This is a genomic window from Paraburkholderia sp. BCC1885, assembly GCF_900996235.1.
Lineage (GTDB): Bacteria > Pseudomonadota > Gammaproteobacteria > Burkholderiales > Burkholderiaceae > Paraburkholderia.
The window spans coordinates 156,273-173,234 of record NZ_CAAJGM010000219.1 but is presented as its reverse complement, the minus strand read 5'-3'; the positions used below and the strand labels follow the sequence as shown (position 1 = coordinate 173,234).

The 16,962-nt window shown below is 64.0% G+C and carries 15 protein-coding genes; 7 read left to right on the top strand and 8 right to left on the bottom strand.

Annotated elements, in window-relative coordinates; genetic code table 11:
• Positions 1-151: 151 nt before the first annotated feature.
• Genes lptB through kdsD form a run of 5 tightly spaced genes read right to left on the bottom strand, consistent with a single transcriptional unit; the run spans position 152 to position 3,781 of the window.
• Positions 152-934, bottom strand: coding sequence for an LPS export ABC transporter ATP-binding protein (lptB, locus tag FQ755_RS25360; protein WP_144157923.1), 783 nt, complete (start codon positions 932-934; stop codon positions 152-154).
• 5 nt (positions 935-939) lie between these two features.
• Positions 940-1,611, bottom strand: a complete 672-nt coding sequence (gene lptA / locus FQ755_RS25355) for a lipopolysaccharide transport periplasmic protein LptA (protein WP_144157757.1) — start codon at positions 1,609-1,611, stop codon at positions 940-942.
• Between the two features lie 18 nt (positions 1,612-1,629).
• On the bottom strand, positions 1,630-2,238 hold the full coding sequence (lptC, locus tag FQ755_RS25350; protein WP_144157756.1) for an LPS export ABC transporter periplasmic protein LptC: 609 nt from the start codon (positions 2,236-2,238) through the stop codon (positions 1,630-1,632).
• On the bottom strand, positions 2,235-2,798 hold the full coding sequence (locus FQ755_RS25345; protein ID WP_144157755.1) for a KdsC family phosphatase: 564 nt from the start codon (positions 2,796-2,798) through the stop codon (positions 2,235-2,237). The genes lptC and FQ755_RS25345 overlap by 4 nt, the downstream gene beginning before the upstream one ends.
• A complete protein-coding gene (gene kdsD, locus FQ755_RS25340; protein ID WP_144157754.1) occupies positions 2,798-3,781 on the bottom strand; it encodes an arabinose 5-phosphate isomerase KdsD in 984 nt (327 codons plus the stop codon). The genes FQ755_RS25345 and kdsD overlap by 1 nt, the downstream gene beginning before the upstream one ends.
• A 149-nt stretch (positions 3,782-3,930) precedes the next feature.
• On the opposite strand from kdsD, the gene FQ755_RS25335 reads away from it, so the two are divergent.
• The 5 genes from FQ755_RS25335 (at position 3,931) to purU (ending at position 9,143) form a co-directional block, all read left to right on the top strand.
• Complete coding sequence (locus FQ755_RS25335; protein ID WP_144157753.1) at positions 3,931-5,934, top strand: monovalent cation:proton antiporter family protein; 2,004 nt, start codon at positions 3,931-3,933, stop codon at positions 5,932-5,934.
• A gap of 149 nt (positions 5,935-6,083) precedes the next feature.
• Positions 6,084-6,650 (top strand): adenine phosphoribosyltransferase, encoded by a 567-nt coding sequence (locus FQ755_RS25330; RefSeq protein ID WP_144157752.1) that lies wholly within the window; start codon positions 6,084-6,086, stop codon positions 6,648-6,650.
• Between the two features lie 85 nt (positions 6,651-6,735).
• Positions 6,736-7,350 (top strand): LysE family translocator, encoded by a 615-nt coding sequence (locus FQ755_RS25325; protein ID WP_144157751.1) that lies wholly within the window; start codon positions 6,736-6,738, stop codon positions 7,348-7,350.
• A 24-nt stretch (positions 7,351-7,374) separates the two neighbouring features.
• Complete coding sequence (locus tag FQ755_RS25320; RefSeq protein WP_144157750.1) at positions 7,375-8,229, top strand: NUDIX hydrolase; 855 nt, start codon at positions 7,375-7,377, stop codon at positions 8,227-8,229.
• 44 nt (positions 8,230-8,273) lie between these two features.
• Positions 8,274-9,143 (top strand): formyltetrahydrofolate deformylase, encoded by an 870-nt coding sequence (gene purU / locus FQ755_RS25315; RefSeq protein WP_144157749.1) that lies wholly within the window; start codon positions 8,274-8,276, stop codon positions 9,141-9,143.
• A gap of 191 nt (positions 9,144-9,334) precedes the next feature.
• On the opposite strand, the gene FQ755_RS25310 is transcribed toward purU, so the two are convergent.
• Both FQ755_RS25310 and uvrA read right to left on the bottom strand, forming a co-directional pair.
• Positions 9,335-10,420, bottom strand: a complete 1,086-nt coding sequence (locus tag FQ755_RS25310; RefSeq protein WP_144157748.1) for an AI-2E family transporter — start codon at positions 10,418-10,420, stop codon at positions 9,335-9,337.
• Positions 10,421-10,452: 32 nt separating this feature from the next.
• Positions 10,453-13,326 carry an excinuclease ABC subunit UvrA gene (gene uvrA / locus FQ755_RS25305; RefSeq protein WP_144157747.1) on the bottom strand — a complete coding sequence of 958 codons (2,874 nt, stop codon included), beginning with the start codon at positions 13,324-13,326 and terminating at the stop codon, positions 10,453-10,455.
• A 328-nt stretch (positions 13,327-13,654) separates the two neighbouring features.
• Between uvrA and FQ755_RS25300 the strand changes: the two genes are divergently transcribed.
• Positions 13,655-14,845, top strand: a complete 1,191-nt coding sequence (locus FQ755_RS25300; protein WP_144157746.1) for an MFS transporter — start codon at positions 13,655-13,657, stop codon at positions 14,843-14,845.
• Between the two features lie 116 nt (positions 14,846-14,961).
• Positions 14,962-15,486, top strand: coding sequence for a single-stranded DNA-binding protein (locus tag FQ755_RS25295; protein ID WP_144157745.1), 525 nt, complete (start codon positions 14,962-14,964; stop codon positions 15,484-15,486).
• A gap of 390 nt (positions 15,487-15,876) precedes the next feature.
• On the opposite strand, the gene FQ755_RS25290 is transcribed toward FQ755_RS25295, so the two are convergent.
• Positions 15,877-16,935, bottom strand: a complete 1,059-nt coding sequence (locus tag FQ755_RS25290; protein WP_144157744.1) for an ABC transporter ATP-binding protein — start codon at positions 16,933-16,935, stop codon at positions 15,877-15,879.
• Positions 16,936-16,962: the final 27 nt, after the last annotated feature.

The window sequence follows — 16,962 nt, the reverse complement described above, 5'->3', positions numbered from 1 at the left end:
CGAGCGCGATACCTTGCGGAATTCGCAATACCGCGTGCGCCTGGATCGGCACTGGGAGGGGCGGGCGGCCTGCCGCGTCAAAAGTGCGCGAAGGCCGCCGCAGCAAGGGGCCAGCGGCTGGGGAGGCCGCCGTGTGTGCCCGTTGTGCGAGTTACATGCGGAAGTGCTCGCCTAGATAGACGCGCCGCACGTTTTCGTTTTCGATGATGTCGCCAGGCGCGCCGGCCGCCAGCACGCTGCCGTCGCTGATGATGTAGGCGTGGTCGCAGATGCCGAGCGTTTCGCGCACGTTGTGGTCGGTAATCAGCACACCGATGTTGCGCTGCTTCAGGAACTTGACGATCTTCTGGATTTCCAGAACCGCGATCGGGTCGACGCCGGCGAAAGGTTCGTCGAGCAGAATAAAGCTCGGATTGGTGGCCAGCGCCCGCGCGATTTCTACCCGGCGCCGCTCGCCGCCCGACAGCGACAGCGCCGGATTGCCCCGCAGATGCGCGATCTGCAGTTCGTCCAGCAGGGCTTCGGTGCGGGTGGTGATGGTGTCCTTGTTGAGCCGCTTGCCGTTTTCGTCGAGCTGCAGCTCCAGCACGGCGCGAATGTTTTCTTCGACGGTGAGCTTGCGAAACACCGACGCTTCCTGCGGCAGATACGACAGGCCGAGCGACGCACGCTTGTGGATGGGCAAAAGGCTGATGGACTTGCCGTCCAGGTCGATCTCACCGGCGTCGAGCGGCACGAGGCCGACGATCATATAGAACGAGGTGGTCTTGCCGGCGCCGTTCGGGCCGAGCAGGCCGACCACTTCGCCGCTCTTGACGTCGAGCGACACGTCTTTCACGACGGTGCGCGAACCATAGCGCTTCTTCAGATTGCGAACCACCAGCGAACTGCTGGTCCCAGCCGGCTTGCGATGGGGAAGGGAGGGCGAATTCACTGAGTTCACTGGGCCGGAGCTCCCTTAAGCGTGGTGGACGGGACCAGGGTAGCCGAGGCGCCGGTCAGCGGCGCGGCGCCGCCGTTACGCGGCGCCAGCATGGCGCGCACGCGGCCGCTCGGGTTGCCGGGGCCCGCGACGTCCGGACCCGCCTTCGCGGTGTAGAAGTCGTTCTGGCCGTCATAGGTGATGACGCTGCCGTGGACCGTGTCCATTACCGTGGCGAGGCCTTGCAGGCGGTTCACCGTGGCGTTGGTCGTCAAGGTGGTGAAATCCAGCTTGCCGTTGTAATCGATGCGGATCGCGGTGCCTTCCACGTATTCGTCCAGCCCTTCGCGCTTCTGGCGGAAATACGACAGGTTGCCGCCGCTCGACGTGCCGGTGGCGTACTGATAACCCTGCGGATCCTGCGTCACCTCGACGCGATCGGCCTTGATGACGATCGTGCCTTTGGTGGCCACGACGTGGCCGGTGAAGATGTTGATCTGCTTCAGGTCGTCATAGGTCATGTTGTCCGCTTCGATATTGAGCGGCTTGTCCTTGTCGGCGCGTTCGGCGTGCGCGAGCGGCGCAAAGCCCGCGAACGGCAAAGCGACCAGCAGCGCGGCAAGTCCAGCGCGGCACGCGGACAAGATCCGCGCGCGGCCGGTTGTAAAACGGGGGAACGATTCGTTCATGCAGTCACGCTGGAATGATTACCCGGGTTGTTTTGGAGAGCTGCCGGAGGCGTCGGACGCGGCGATCGCGCCACGGACGTTGCCGAATAGCTGCATGACCCGGGTGACGTTGTTGTAATTCATGCCGCTGGCCGTCATGACAGACAGGCCGCGCTGAAGTTTAACCGGCTTTTCGGTCTCGATCACATCGTCGTTCACCAGGACCCGAAAATGGTACGAATCGGCCTGCATCGCCGGGTCGCCGTAGCCGGCGGCGCGCAGGATGCGGGCGTTCTGGTAGAGATCGACGATCGAGGCGTCGCCATTGACGGTGCCAGTGTCGCCGGTGGCCGTGACGATGGGCTTGCCCGGCTGGAAGGCGCGGATGGCCGGCTTGACGAGATCGCTTAGCTCGTCGTCTTCGTAATGGACGAGGTGAACCGCCGTCAGCCGGTACTGCGTGGCGCCCGATTGATCCAGTTCCGACACCGAGAAGTTGTCGGCGAAGTAATCGGGTGTGTGTTCCTTCGGCTTGATCTCGCCTTCGTGCGGCGGCGGCGCGGTGGCCTGCAGCAGCCACCACGTGATACCGGCAAGCACCGCCATCGCGACGAGCGGAATCAGCGACGTGAAGCGAAACTGGTTCATCCGACGAGGCCCTGCTGTTCGCCGCCGGCGCATGCCTTGGCGAGCAGTTCGTCGTACTTGTTCTGGGCGCGCAGCAAGGTGTCGCACACTTCGCGCACCGCGCCGTGGCCGCCGCGTGCTTCGCTGACCCAATGGGCCCGCGCGATCACTTCAGGATGCGAATTGGCGGGCGCCGCGGCGAAGCCGACCTGCAGCATCACGCCGAGATCCACCCAGTCGTCGCCCATATAGCCGCATTCGTCGGCGCTCAGGCCGGTTTCCTTGAGCAGCTCGGCAAATGCTTCCGGCTTGTTTTCGATGCCCTGATACAGATGCTTGATCTTCAGTTCTTTGGCGCGCACCGCGACGATGCCCGACTTGCGCCCGGTGATGATGGCCGTGTCGATGCCGGCTTCGCGCAGCAGCTTCGCGCCGTGGCCGTCCATCGAGTGAAACGCCTTCATCGTGTCGCCCTCGGCGGTAAACAGCAGGCCGCCGTCGGTCAGCACGCCGTCGACGTCGAAAATCATCAGCTTGACGCGGCGGGCGCGTTCGGTGGCGGTGAGGGTCGCGGCAGCCATCAGATCACCTTCTTGGAGAACAGGTCGTGCATGTTGAGTGCGCCGATCAGCTTGCCGGTTTCGTCGACTACCAGCATCTGGTTGATCCGGTGGCGCTCCATCAGTTCCACCGCTTCGACCGCCAGTTGATCCGGGCCGATGGTGCGCGGACCGGCTGTCATCACCGAAGCGATCGGCAGCTCGCGGAAGTCGCCGCTGCGTTCGAGCACGCGGCGCAGGTCGCCGTCGGTGAAAATGCCTTTGACGTGCTCGTGTTCGTCGACGATCGCCGTCATGCCCATACGCTTGGCGGTCAACTGGAACAGGGCGTCGCGCACGTTCGATTCAGGCATCACTTTAGGCACCTGGTCGCCGGTGCGCATGACGTCGCGCACAAAAGTGAGCAGGCGCCGGCCGAGCGCGCCGCCGGGATGCGAGCGGGCGAAGTCGTCCGGGCCGAAACCGCGTTCTTCCAGCACCGCGACCGCGAGCGCGTCGCCGAGCGCGAGCGCGGCGGTGGTGCTGGCGGTGGGGGCGAGATTCATCGGACAGGCTTCCTTGGCGACGCCGGCGTTCAGATGCACGTCCGCCAGTTTGGCGAGGCTCGAGCCCGGCTTGCCGGTAATCGCAATCAGCTTGGCGCCGAGCCGCTTGATGATGGGCAGGATCGCCATCAATTCTTCGGATTCGCCGGAATTCGACATGGCGACGAACACGTCGTCTGCCGTGACCATGCCGAGGTCGCCGTGGCTGGCTTCGGCCGGATGCACGAAGAAGGCGGGCGTGCCGGTGCTGGCGAAGGTCGCCGCCAGCTTGCGGGCCACATGGCCGGATTTGCCGATGCCGGAGACGACCACGCGCCCACGGCAGCTCAGGATGAAATCGATCGCCTCGACGAAACCATCGTCGAGTTGATCGCGAACCGCGCGCACGGCGTCCGCTTCGATGTCCAGTACGTTGCGAGCGAGCGCGAGTGCCCTGTCGCCATTGATTTTCGCTATCATTCGCGGAGTATAGCAAAGGCGTTTGTTCGCCGCGCCGGGCCGGCTGTCCCCGGCCGCTGCCCTCACCGGCCCCTCAACCTTGTCGCACGGCGGTTTGCGTGCGATGGTTACGTCGACGAACCTGGACGCTTTCCGATGCGCTTTTCCCCATGATTTCCCCGCTCGAAATGACGCTGTTCCTGCTGCTGGCATCGGTGGCGGGCGTCGTCGTTTTCCGTTTCCTGAACCTGCCGCCCATGCTCGGCTACCTGACGGTGGGCATCGTCGTCGGGCCGCATGCGTTCGGCATCGTGCCGGATTCGCAGGGCGCGCAGAACCTCGCCGAATTCGGCGTGGTGTTCCTGATGTTCTCGATCGGCCTGGAGTTTTCGCTTGCCAAGCTGCGTTCGATGCGCCGGCTGGTGTTCGGCCTCGGCCTGCTGCAGGTGATCGGCACGGTGGCGGTGGCCGTCGCGCTCGGCTTCGTGCTGGAGCGCTGGGTGCACATCACGTGGCAGGGCAGCGTCGCGCTGGGCGGGGCGCTCGCCATGTCGTCCACGGCCATCGTCAGCAAGATGCTGGCGGAGCGGCTCGAAATCGAAACCGAGCATGGCCGCAATATCTTCGGCGTGCTGCTGTTCCAGGATCTGGCGGTGGTGCCGCTGCTGATCATCATCTCGGCGCTGGGCGGCGATTCGCGCACCTTGATGACGGCGCTCGGGCTGGCGGCGGTGAAGATCGTCGTTGCGCTGTCCCTGCTGCTGATCGTCGGACAGAAGTTCATGACGCGCTGGTTCAACGTGGTGGCGCGGCGCCGCTCGCAGGAACTGTTCATCCTGAACCTGCTGCTGGTTACGCTCGGGGCCGCGTTCATCACCGATAAATTCGGACTTTCGCTGGCGCTGGGCGCGTTCATCGCCGGCATGCTGATCGCCGAAACGCCCTACCGGCATCAGGTGGAAGAAGACATCAAGCCGTTTCGCGACGTGCTGCTCGGGCTTTTCTTCGTCACCACCGGCATGCTGCTCAATCCGCTGGTGATCTGGACGCACCCGCTGATCGTGCTGGCTTTCCTGCTCGGGCCGCTGGTGCTGAAGCTGGTGATGATCACGGCGCTCTCGCGGCTGTTCGGGGCGACGCCGGGCGTGGCGATGCGCACCGGCATCGGGCTCGCGCAAGCGGGCGAATTCGGTTTCGTGCTGCTGAATCTGATCCTCGACAAGCATCTGGTCGACGCCACGCTGCTGCAGGCGATTCTCGCCGCGATGCTGCTGTCCATGCTGGCCGCGCCGTTCATGATCCAGAACGCGGACCGGATCGTGCTGCGCCTGTCCTCGACTGAATGGATGATGCAGTCGCTGACGATGACGCGCATCGCCACCCAAAGCCTGAAGCAGAGCGGCCACACGATCATCTGCGGCTACGGCCGGGCGGGGCAGAACCTGGCGCGCATGCTCGAACACGAGGGGCTTTCATATGTGGCGCTCGACCTCGACCCGGATCGCGTCGCGGCGGCTGCGGCGGCGGGCGAATCGGTGGTGTTCGGCGACGCGGGCCGGCGCGAGTCGCTGCTGGCAGCCGGTATCCACCGGGCGGCGGTGGTGGCGATCACCTACGCCAACACGCCCTCGGCGCTGCGCGTGCTGTACAACATCCACGAACTGGAGCCGACGCTGCCGGTGATCGTGCGCACGGTGGACGACGCCGACCTCGAAAAGCTGCTCGCCGCCGGCGCGACCGAAGTGATCCCGGAGATCGTCGAAGGCAGCCTGATGCTGGCCTCGCACACCCTGGTGCTGATGGGCGTGCCGATGCGGCGGGTCGTGCGGCGCGTCGAGGAGATGCGCGACGAGCGGTATAGTCTGCTGCGCGGCTACTTCCACGGCGCCGACGACGTGGGCGACGACGACAGCCACGAGCAGGTGCGTCTACAATCGGTGCCGGTCGACGTGAACGCCGACGCCGTGGGCCGCACGCTCGCCGAGCTCGGCCTGTTCGAACTGGGCGTCGAGGTGACGGCGATCCGCCGCCACGGCATTCGCGGCGTGGAGCCGGACCCGTCCACCAAGCTGCGCGCGAGCGACATCGTCGTGCTGCGCGGCTTGCCCGAGGCGCTTGCCGAAGCCGAAGAGCGTCTGTCGCGGCATCGTCGCGCGGGGGCAACGGCCGCCTGACGCGGCTGGCCGTACAAAACGCGCAGTCCGGAGCACGTGGGATTCGCGGCGGCGCGGCCGTGTAGACGCCGCTCAGCTGTCGCGCGGACCGCCGCGCGAGATTGTTAAGTCTTTTACCTGGATCCCTCGCGGGTCCGTCTGGAGTCATCATGTCCAACGCGCTTGCGAGCGCACCGCTCGACGCGGCTGCGTTCGTCAAAAGCCAGATTCGCACTGTTTCCGACTGGCCGCAGGCCGGCGTGCAGTTTCGCGATATCACGCCACTGCTGCAGCATCCGAAGACGTTTCGGGTGCTGATCGACCTGTTCGTGCAGCGCTATATCGACGCGAAGCTCGACTACATCGCCGGGCTCGACGCGCGCGGCTTTATCATCGGCCCGGTGCTGGCCTATGAGCTGAATCTCGGTTTCATCCCGATCCGCAAGCAGGGCAAGCTGCCCTACAAGACCGAATCGCAGTCCTACGAACTCGAATACGGCACGGCAACCGTCGAGATCCACGCGGATGCCTGCAAGCCGGGCGACCGTGTGCTGATCGTCGACGACCTGATTGCGACCGGCGGCACCATGATGGCCGGCAAGCAGTTGCTCGAGCGGCTGGGCGCGGTGGTGGTCGAAGGCGCGGCGATTATCGAGCTGCCGGATCTGGGCGGATCGGCGCTGCTGCGTTCGTCAGGGTTGCCGCTGTTTACCGTGACCGGGTTTAGCGGCCACTAGAGACGACGGCTATCTGCGGCGCGGGTTTATTCACGCTTTAGCCGCAGAGGATCCCCCGCAACACAATCGCGATGAGGTAACACTGATGCCCAATTTCCTGCTGTTCCTCGCCACTTCGATGGCGATCACGCTCGCCCCCGGCCCGGATAATCTCCAGGTGCTGGCGCGCGGCATTTCGCAAGGCCGCGCGGCGGGGCTCGTCGCGGCGCTCGGTTTTGCGGCGGGCATCACGTTTCATACGACGCTCGCCACGCTGGGCGTCGCCGCCTTGCTGCGCTCGTCGCCGGTCGCGTTCCAGGCCATCAAGTATGCGGGCGCCGCTTATCTGGTATGGATCGGCATCAAGGCGCTGCGTAGCCAGGGGCTCGCCACGGCCCATGAGCGTGCAGCCCAGCCTTTGTGGTCGGTGTTCCGCCAGAGCGTGTTCGGCAACATGCTGAATCCGAAAGTGACGCTGTTTTTCCTCGTGTTCCTGCCGCAGTTCATCGAGCCGCATGGCGTGCAGAGCGTGCCGCTGCAGATGCTCGAACTGGGCCTCGTATTCATGCTGCAGACCGTGGTGGTGTTTTCGCTGTTCGGCGTGTGTGCCGGCATGATCGGCGGCTGGCTGAAGCGTCGTCCGCGTGTGGGCGTGTGGCTCGACCGGCTGGCGGGCGCGACCTTTATCGCCATCGGCATTCGCGTGGCGCTGCGCGATTAAAGCGCCGGCGCACCTGGAGCATTCATGACTTTGCCCTGTATCACCAAAGCGCGCCGCTTCGACGCGCGCGCGCACCTGCCGTTCTGGATCGACGCCGAGCAGGTCGGCTGGATCCGCGCCGCCGACGTGCCGCTGCTGTCGCGCTGGCCCGACGTGTTCGAGATCGAGGCCGCGCGCGTGAGCCTGTCGCCTGGCTTCAACACGGTGGATCTGCGCAGCGCCGCGCTCGGCGCGGTAATCGGCGCGCTCGCTGCGGAAGGCCGCATTCCCGGCTGGCGCGACGAAACCTACGCGATCCGCAATGCCTTCGACGCGCCGCCGCTCGCTTATATAGAACGTGCGGCGTCGCGCTTCTTCGGCACGATGACCTACGCGGTGCATCTGAACGGCGTCGTAGAATACGTGGATGGCGCACCGCAATTGTGGATTGCGCGCCGCAGCGACACCAAGGCCACCGACCCCGGCATGCTGGATAACGTGGTGGCGGGCGGAATCGGCTGGGGCTTCGGCGTCGAGGCGACGATTATCAAGGAGTGCTGGGAAGAAGCCGGCATTCCTGAAGAAATCGCCGCGCGCGCCACGCCGGGACGCACCGTGCACGTGCTGCAATCCTTACCGGAAGGCACCCAGGCCGAGCAGATTTTTGTGTACGACCTCGCGTTGCCGCTGCCGGCGGATTTCGCGCCGCGCAATCAGGACGGCGAAGTCGGCGAGCACCGTCTCGCGCGCATTGATGAAGTAGCGCGCTGGATCGAGGAAGACGCGATGACCGTCGACGCCAGCCTCGCCACGCTCGATTGCCTGCTGCGCCGCCGCTGGATCGATGCTGAAGATTGCGCGGGGATCGACGCACTGTTCGTGCCGCCCGCGCGCGCATAACGCCATCAACGAATTACGCCTTGTAGAAGGGAGTTATCCAGGTCATGTCGACCGATCACAGCTTTATTCTCAAACTGTCGTGCGCCGACCGGCCCGGCATTGTCCACGCGGTGTCCGGCTTCCTGTTCGAGCGCGGCAGCAACATTCTCGACTCCGCGCAGTTCGGCGACAGCCACACCGGCGAGTTCTTCATGCGCGTGCATTTCCAGCAGGTGGGGGGCGATCCGGGGCTGGATGCGCTGCGCACGAGCTTCAGCACGCTCGCGGACGAGTTCGGTATGCGCTGGGAATTGCATGACGCCACGGTGAAGCCGCGCGTCGTGATCATGGTGTCGAAGATCGGCCACTGCCTGAACGACCTGCTGTTCCGCTATCGCACCGGACAACTGAACATCGAGATCGCGGCCATCATCTCGAATCACAAGGACTTCTATCAACTCGCCGCCAGCTACGACGTGCCGTTCCATCACTTCCCGCTGATGGCGTCGACGCCTGCCGGCAAGGCGGCGCAGGAAGCCCGCGTGATCGAAGTAATCGACGAGCATCAGGCCGATCTGGTGGTGCTCGCGCGCTACATGCAGATTCTCTCGCCGCAGTTGTGCGAGCGCCTCGCCGGCCGCGCGATCAATATCCATCATTCATTCCTGCCGAGCTTCAAGGGCGCGAAACCGTACTACCAGGCATTCGACCGTGGCGTGAAGCTGATCGGCGCGACCGCGCACTATGTGACGACGGACCTGGACGAAGGTCCGATCATCGAGCAGGAAGTGGAGCGGGTCGACCACAGCATGACGCCGGATCAACTGACGGCGATTGGCCGCGACGTCGAATGCGTGACGCTGGCGCGGGCGGTGAAGTGGCACGTCGAGCATCGGGTGGTGCTGAACGGCAGCAAGACGGTGGTGTTCCGCTGAGCGGAGGTTGCTGAGCTGCGGGCGAATTCAGCGGCCCGATGCAGCAACCCCCAGCGGCAACCCCGCGTAGCGGCCCGACGCCGCGGGCAAAAAAAAGAAGGCCGCCGGTTTGAGACCGGCGGCCTTTTTCTTTGGCTCTTTGGCCCGTCGGCGCTTTGGCGAAGCGAAGCAGGGCGCGCGCCGCTAAATCATCAAACCAGCCGCAAATAAATCAGTTCCCGCTTGAGATACGCGTAGAAGATCGGCGCGGCGACCACGCCGGGAATGCCGAACGCGGCTTCCATGATCAGCATGGCAATCAGCAGTTCCCAGGCGCGAGCCTCGATCTGGCCGCCGACGATCTTCGCATTCAGGAAGTATTCGAGCTTGTGAATCAGGATCAGGAACACCAGCGACATCATCGCGGCCGGAAAACTCACCGAGAGCGCCACGGCGACAATGATGGTGTTGGAGATCAGATTGCCGATCACCGGCAGCAGCCCGACGATGAACGTGACCAGCACCAGCGTTTTGGAAAGCGGCAGACGGTCGTGGAAGATCGGCAGCAGCACCAGCAGGAAGATGCCGGTGAAGGCCGCGTTGATGGCCGAAATCTTCACCTGGGCGAACACGATGCGGCGAAACGCGTCCGCAAAGCGCGTCACGCGGGTGACGAACGCCGTGGACAGCGGCAGGCGCTGGATATGCCGCTGCGAGCCGACCGCGATGATCGCGCCGATGATCATGCCGATCAGCACATGCGTGAAGACCCGCGCCACGTTCTTGCCGCCTTGCTGCAGCATGTTGGCGTGGGTCTGCATCAGTTCGGTGGCGCGGCTTTTCATCTGGTCGGCGTCGACCGGCAGATAGTTGGCGACGAACTGCGGAATCCGGCCGCGCGCCTCGTCGATCAGTTGCATGGCCTGGTCGAGCAGTTTCTGCACGTTCGGCACGGCGCCTTCGAAGTGATCGATGATGCCGATCACGATCCCCGTCAGCGCGCCGACGATCACCACGGCAAGTATCACCACGGAAAGCCAGCGCGCCCGCCGGCTGGACATGTGCTTTTCGATGCGCGGCGCGATGGTCTGGATCAGCTGATAGACCAGCAGCCCAGCCAGCAACGCGCCGAGCAGGCGGAGATTGAGCACCGCCCACATGCCGAGCAGCATCACCAGATAGCTGCCTATCTCGACCGCGGACAGCTTCGGCAGGCTCATGTCGCTCGTCAGCCTGACCGGGCGTGGGCGCAGATCCTGCACCTGCCCTTCATCGGGCGCCTCGTTACGCTTGGTCATGGCTTATTTTCCGTCTCCCACGGGTTGCAACATCACTTTCGTGCGGCGGCGCGTTTCAGCAACGGCGCCAGGTACCGACCGGTAAAACTTGCCTTCGACTTCGCCACCTGCTCCGGCGTGCCCTGGGCGATGATCTGCCCGCCGCCGGCGCCGCCTTCCGGGCCGAGATCGATCACCCAGTCCGCAGTTTTGATTACATCCAGATTATGCTCGATGATCACCACGGTATTACCCTGATCTCGCAGCCGGTGGATCACTTCGAGCAGCAGCGCGATGTCGTGGAAGTGCAAACCGGTGGTCGGCTCATCGAGGATGTATAGAGTGCGACCGGTGTCACGCTTACTCAGTTCCAACGATAGTTTGACCCGCTGCGCCTCGCCCCCCGACAAGGTAGTGGCCGACTGCCCCAGGCGGATATAGCCCAGACCCACGTCCAGCAAGGTTTTCAGCTTGCGCGCCACGACCGGAACGGGCTTGAAAAACTCGTAGGCGTTCTCGACCGTCAGCTCCAGTACTTCGCTGATATTTTTGCCTTTGTACTGCACGTCGAGCGTTTCGCGGTTGTAGCGCTTGCCGTGACACACGTCGCACGGCACGTAGACGTCGGGCAGAAAGTGCATTTCCACCTTCAGCACGCCGTCGCCCTGGCAGGATTCGCAGCGGCCGCCCTTGACGTTGAACGAGAAGCGGCCCGGATCGTAGCCGCGCTCTTTCGAGGCCGGCACGCCCGCGAACAGTTCGCGGATCGGCGTGAACAGACCCGTATAGGTGGCCGGATTCGAGCGCGGCGTGCGGCCGATCGGCGATTGGTCGACGTTGATGACCTTGTCGAAATGCTCGAGGCCTTCGATGGCTTCGTATGGCGCCGGTTCGGCCGACGAGCCGTACAGGTGATGCGAAACCGCGTGATACAGCGTGTCGTTGATGAGGGTGGACTTGCCCGAGCCCGACACGCCGGTGATGCAGGTAAGCAGGCCCACCGGCAGATCGAGCGTGACGTGCTGCAGATTGTTGCCGTAGGCCTCGACGATGCGCAGCCGCCGCTCGTCCGGTTCCTTGCGCTCGTCCGGGTATTCGATGGTGCGCGCGCCGGACAGATACTGGCCGGTGATCGAAGCCGCGTCGGCCTGCACCTCGTCGGGCGTGCCTTCGGAGATGATCATGCCGCCGTGCTCGCCGGCGCCCGGTCCCATGTCGACCACATAGTCGGCCATGCGGATCATGTCCTCGTCGTGCTCGACCACGATCACCGAATTGCCGAGATCGCGCAGATGCTTGAGCGTCGAGATCAGGCGGTCGTTGTCGCGCTGGTGCAGGCCGATCGACGGTTCGTCCAGCACGTACATCACGCCGGTGAGGCCCGAGCCGATCTGCGAGGCGAGCCGGATGCGCTGCGCTTCGCCGCCCGAAAGCGTTTCCGCGCTGCGTTCGAGCGACAGATAGTCCAGCCCGACGTTATTCAGGAACATCAGCCGCGCGACGATTTCCTTGACCACCTTGTCGGCGATCTCGCGCTTCGAGCCTTCCAGACGCAGCGTCTGGAAATAGCCGAGCGCGTCGCGCAACGGCCAGCCGCTAATTTCGAAGATGCCGCGCGCGTCACTGTTCGCGCCAATACGCACGAAGCGCGCTTCGCGGCGCAGGCGCGTGCCGGCGCAGGCGGGGCAGGCCTGATTGTTCTGGTATTTGGCGAGTTCTTCGCGCACCGCGACCGAGTCGGTCTCGCGATAACGGCGTTCGAGATTGGGGATGATCCCTTCGAACACATGCTCGCGAATCGACGCGCGGCCACGCTCGTTGATGTACGAGAACGGGATGGTCTGCTTGCCCGAACCGTACAGCAGAATTTTGCGGACCTTTTCCGGCAGGTCTTCGAAAGCCTCGTCGATGTCGAACTCGTAGAAGGCCGCGAGGCTTTGCAGCATCTGGAAGTAGAACTGGTTGCGCCGGTCCCAGCCCTTCACCGCGCCCGCCGCGAGCGACAGCGACGGGTGCGCCACCACCCGCTTCGGATCGAAGAACGTGATCTGGCCGAGGCCGTCGCACTCCGGGCAGGCGCCCATCGGGTTGTTGAACGAGAACAGGCGCGGTTCGAGTTCCTGCAGCGAATACGAGCAGATCGGGCAGGCGAACTTGGAACTGAACAGATGCTCCTTGTCCGTATCCATTTCGAGCGCGATGGCGCGGCCGTCGGCGAGGCGCAGCGCGGTTTCGAACGATTCCGCCAGCCGCTGCTTCATGTCGGGGCGTACTTTCAGACGGTCGACCACCACGTCGATCGAGTGCTTGTCGTTCTTTTTCAGCTTCGGCAGCGAGTCCACGTCGTAGATCTTCGCGACCTCTTCATTGGCCGTGCCGCCGCCCGAGCGCACGCGAAAGCGGATAAAGCCCTGCGCCTGCATTTCCTCGAACAGTTCGACGTGCTCGCCTTTACGGTTCGCTACCGCCGGCGCGAGGATCATCAGCTTGGTGTCTTCCGGCAGGGCGAGCGCGGCGTCCACCATCTGCGAGACGCTTTGTGCTTCCAGCGGGATTTCGTGATCCGGGCAATAGGGCGTGCCGACCCGCGCGAACAGCAGGCGCAGGTAGTCGTGAATCTCCGTGACCGTGCCGACCGTGGAGCGCGGATTGTGCGAGGTCGCCTTCTGTTCGATGGAAATGGCGGGCGACAGACCTTCGATCAGGTCGACGTCCGGCTTTTCCATCAATTGCAGAAATTGCCGGGCATACGCCGAGAGGCTTTCGACGTAGCGGCGCTGCCCTTCGGCGTAAAGCGTGTCGAAGGCGAGCGACGATTTGCCCGAGCCCGACAGGCCGGTAATCACAATGAGCTTGTGACGCGGCAGGTCGAGACTGACATTCTTCAGGTTGTGGGTACGGGCCCCACGGATACGGATTTGTTCCACGCGTTGATCCATTACCAGGCGATTGACTGGCCAATAACTGGCGATTGGCTGGCGGAAAGAGGAAGAGGCTAAACCTGCTACTATAACGACTTTTCAAGACCGCTGTTACGACTGCCTGACCGCGCCCAGCAGGCGCGCGGCGAGCGGTGAGACAGCGGTTAGCGCGGTGCGGAAAGCTCGCAGATGGGGCCTTTCGGCGCGACTGCAAGACGCCTGTGAGACTTTGCCGCAGGTCGCGGGCCGCTTACGGCAGGCCGCCCGGGTTATGCTGCCCGACGGTGTGTCGCCCGGCCCCAAGGCCGTCCAGATTATTCAAAACACGTTCCCGATGTCCAATCCGTCCGCAATATCTTCACGCATGAGCGCGCCTGAGCTGCGCGCGACCGTGTCGCTCGCAGGCATCTTCGCGCTGCGCATGCTCGGTCTCTTCATGATCATGCCGGTGTTCTCGATCTACGCGAAAACCATCCCCGGCGGAGACAACGTGGTGCTGGTGGGCATCGCGCTCGGCGCCTACGGCGTGACGCAATCGCTGCTGTACATCTTCTACGGCTGGATTTCAGACCGGGTGGGGCGCAAGCCGGTGATCGCCACCGGTCTTGCGATCTTCGCGCTCGGCAGCTTTGTGGCGGCGGGCGCGCACGACATGACGTGGATCATCGTCGGCCGGGTGATTCAGGGGATGGGCGCGGTGTCGTCCGCGGTGCTCGCCTTTATCGCCGACCTTACCTCCGAAGAGCATCGCACCAAGGCGATGGCGATGGTGGGCGGCAGCATCGGCATTTCCTTCGCGGTGGCGATTGTCGGCGCGCCGATCGTGTTCCAGTGGGTCGGCATGAGCGGGCTGTTCGCGCTGGTCGGCATTTTCTCGATCGTGGCGATCGGCGTGGTGATCTGGATTGTGCCCAATGCGCCGATGCCGGTGCACGTGCGCGCGCCATTCTCGGAAGTCCTGCATAACGTCGAACTGTTGCGCCTGAACTTTGGCGTGCTCGTGCTGCATGCCACGCAAACCGCGCTGTTCCTGGTGGTGCCGCGGATTCTCGAAGCCGGCGGTCTTCCCGTTGCGTCACACTGGAAGATTTACCTGCCGGTGATGGGGCTGTCTTTTGTGATGATGGTGCCGGCGATCATCGCGGCAGAAAAGCGCGGCCAGATGAAGACGGTGCTGCTCAGTGCGATTGGGCTTATCCTGATCGGACAGTTGCTGTTAGGCGTCGCTCCCCATACCATTCTGAGTGTGGCCGGGATCCTGTTCATCTACTTTCTCGGCTTCAATATTCTTGAGGCGTCGCAGCCTTCGCTGGTGTCGAAACTGGCGCCGGGCTCGCGCAAAGGCGCGGCGACCGGCGTGTACAACACCACACAGTCGATCGGCCTCGCGCTTGGCGGCGTAGTGGGCGGTCTGCTGCTGAAAGCGGACGGCCCGAGCGCGGTGTTCTTCACCTGCTCGGGGCTGGTATTTTGCTGGCTTATAATCGCGGCAAATATGAAAGCGCCGCCGCGCAAGAAGGCTTAAATTCAGGTACTCACCGGTGGCCGGCTGAGGCGCAGTTTTCCTCTCGGGCCGGCCGGTTCAGAGACGTCAAACGTGCGTTGCCGCGCCACCTGCAACGGAATCAACAGGAGAAACTCATGGCATCCGTGAACAAGGTCATTCTCGTCGGCAACCTCGGAGCCGATCCGGAAGTCCGTTATCTTCCGAGTGGCGACGCAGTGGCGAACATCCGCCTTGCGACGACGGATCGGTACAAGGACAAGACGTCCGGGGAGATGAAGGAAGCCACCGAGTGGCATCGCGTCTCCTTCTTTGGCCGGCTGGCCGAGATCGTCAACGAGTATCTGAAGAAGGGCTCGTCGGTATACATCGAAGGCCGGATTCGCACGCGCAAGTGGCAGGCGCAGGACGGTACGGATCGCTACTCGACCGAGATCGTCGCGGAACAGATGCAGATGCTAGGCGGCCGTGGCGGCGCGATGGGCGGCGGTGGCGATGAAGGTGGATATAGCCGGGAGCCGTCGGAGCGTAGCGGTGGCGGCTCCCGGGTTGCTGCGGGCGGTGGTGGTTCGCGCGGTGGCAGCGGCGGTGGTGGCGCGAGCCGTCCGAGTGCGCCGGCTGGTGGCGGGTTTGATGAGATGGATGATGATATTCCGTTCTAATTCTGACGGTAACGCTCGGTAGATAGAGCGTAAGCAAAAAGCCCGCAACCTTACCACTGCGGGCTTTGTTTTTCCGGCGAAGCGTGAACCCGGAGAGTGTCTGAATTTTTGTGTGCAGGCAGATAAAAGTCTGACCGCGGGCGGCCGGTTGCGCTGTGTTGTGTGTGCAGACCTGACCGCCGCAGCTCGCGCGGCAATACGCGCAGCGCTACCTGCTCTTGCTCCCCCGTTCATGCACCCGTTTCAATTCCCCGCAAATCCCCTGTATCACACGTTGCCGTTCCTCCAAGCTCGTGTCGTCAATCCGTATCTTTCGATTGGCGCATTCGTGCAGTAAAAGTTACGTGTGACGTGTGACTGGCAAGCGAGGCCCACGTCTTTTCGCAGGCCTCACGCCGGTTCAGCCTGGTTTGCCGCCACCCGGATACACGCCACTCGCCGATCCCCCGTGCCGCGCGAGATCGACTGCGGCACTTCTTGCGCGCACGCCTCGATCGCGTCGGGGCAACGCGTGCGAAACGCGCATCCCGAAGGCAGATTCAACGGCGATGGCATCTCGCCGGTCAGCACCGCGTGCGTGCGCGTGCGCTCCGTCGCGGGATCGGGCCGCGGCACGGCGGACAGCAGCGCCCGCGTATAAGGATGCCGTGGCGATCCGTACACCTCTTGCCGCGTACCTAGCTCCATCACGCGCCCGAGATACATCACGAGCACGCGCTGACTGATCGCCTTGACGACCGCGAGGTCATGCGCGACGAACAGCAACGAAAGCTGCAACTCACGCTGCAGATCGCGCAGCAGATTGACGATCTGCGCCTGAATGGAAACATCCAGCGCCGACACCGGCTCATCGCAGATCACCAGTTGCGGCTCGCCCACCAAAGCACGCGCAATGCCGATCCGCTGACACTGCCCGCCGGAAAACTCATGCGCATAGCGAGCCAGATGATGCGCGCCGAGCCCTACGCGTTCGAGCATCGTCACTACGCGGGCGCGGGTTTCCTCGCGGCCCATGCCGGGCCGTTGCACTTTCAGCGGCTCGGTGACGATCTGCTCGATCGTCATGCGCGGGTCGAGCGAGGCGAGTGGGTCCTGAAACACCATCTGCACGTCTTTGCGCAGACGCGCCATGGCCGAGGCCGGGCGCTTGCCGTCGCTGACGGTTTCGGTGTCGCGCCATCGCACGCTGCCGCCGGTCACCGCCGTGAGGCCGATGATGGCCCGAGCCAGGGTCGATTTGCCGCAACCCGATTCGCCCACCAGACCCAAGGTCTCGCCGCGTCGAACTTCGAACGACACGCCATCGACGGCGCGCAGCGTCGCTTTCGACGACCACGGATAGGCGCCGCGCGGCACCCGGAAGTGCACCTGGAGATCGCGTACCGTCAGCACGGCTTCGCCCGCTGCGGGGCCGCCGCTCGCCGGTTTTTCAACAGTTGTGTCGTCCATATTCGCAGCCCTTTGCGTCACCGTCTC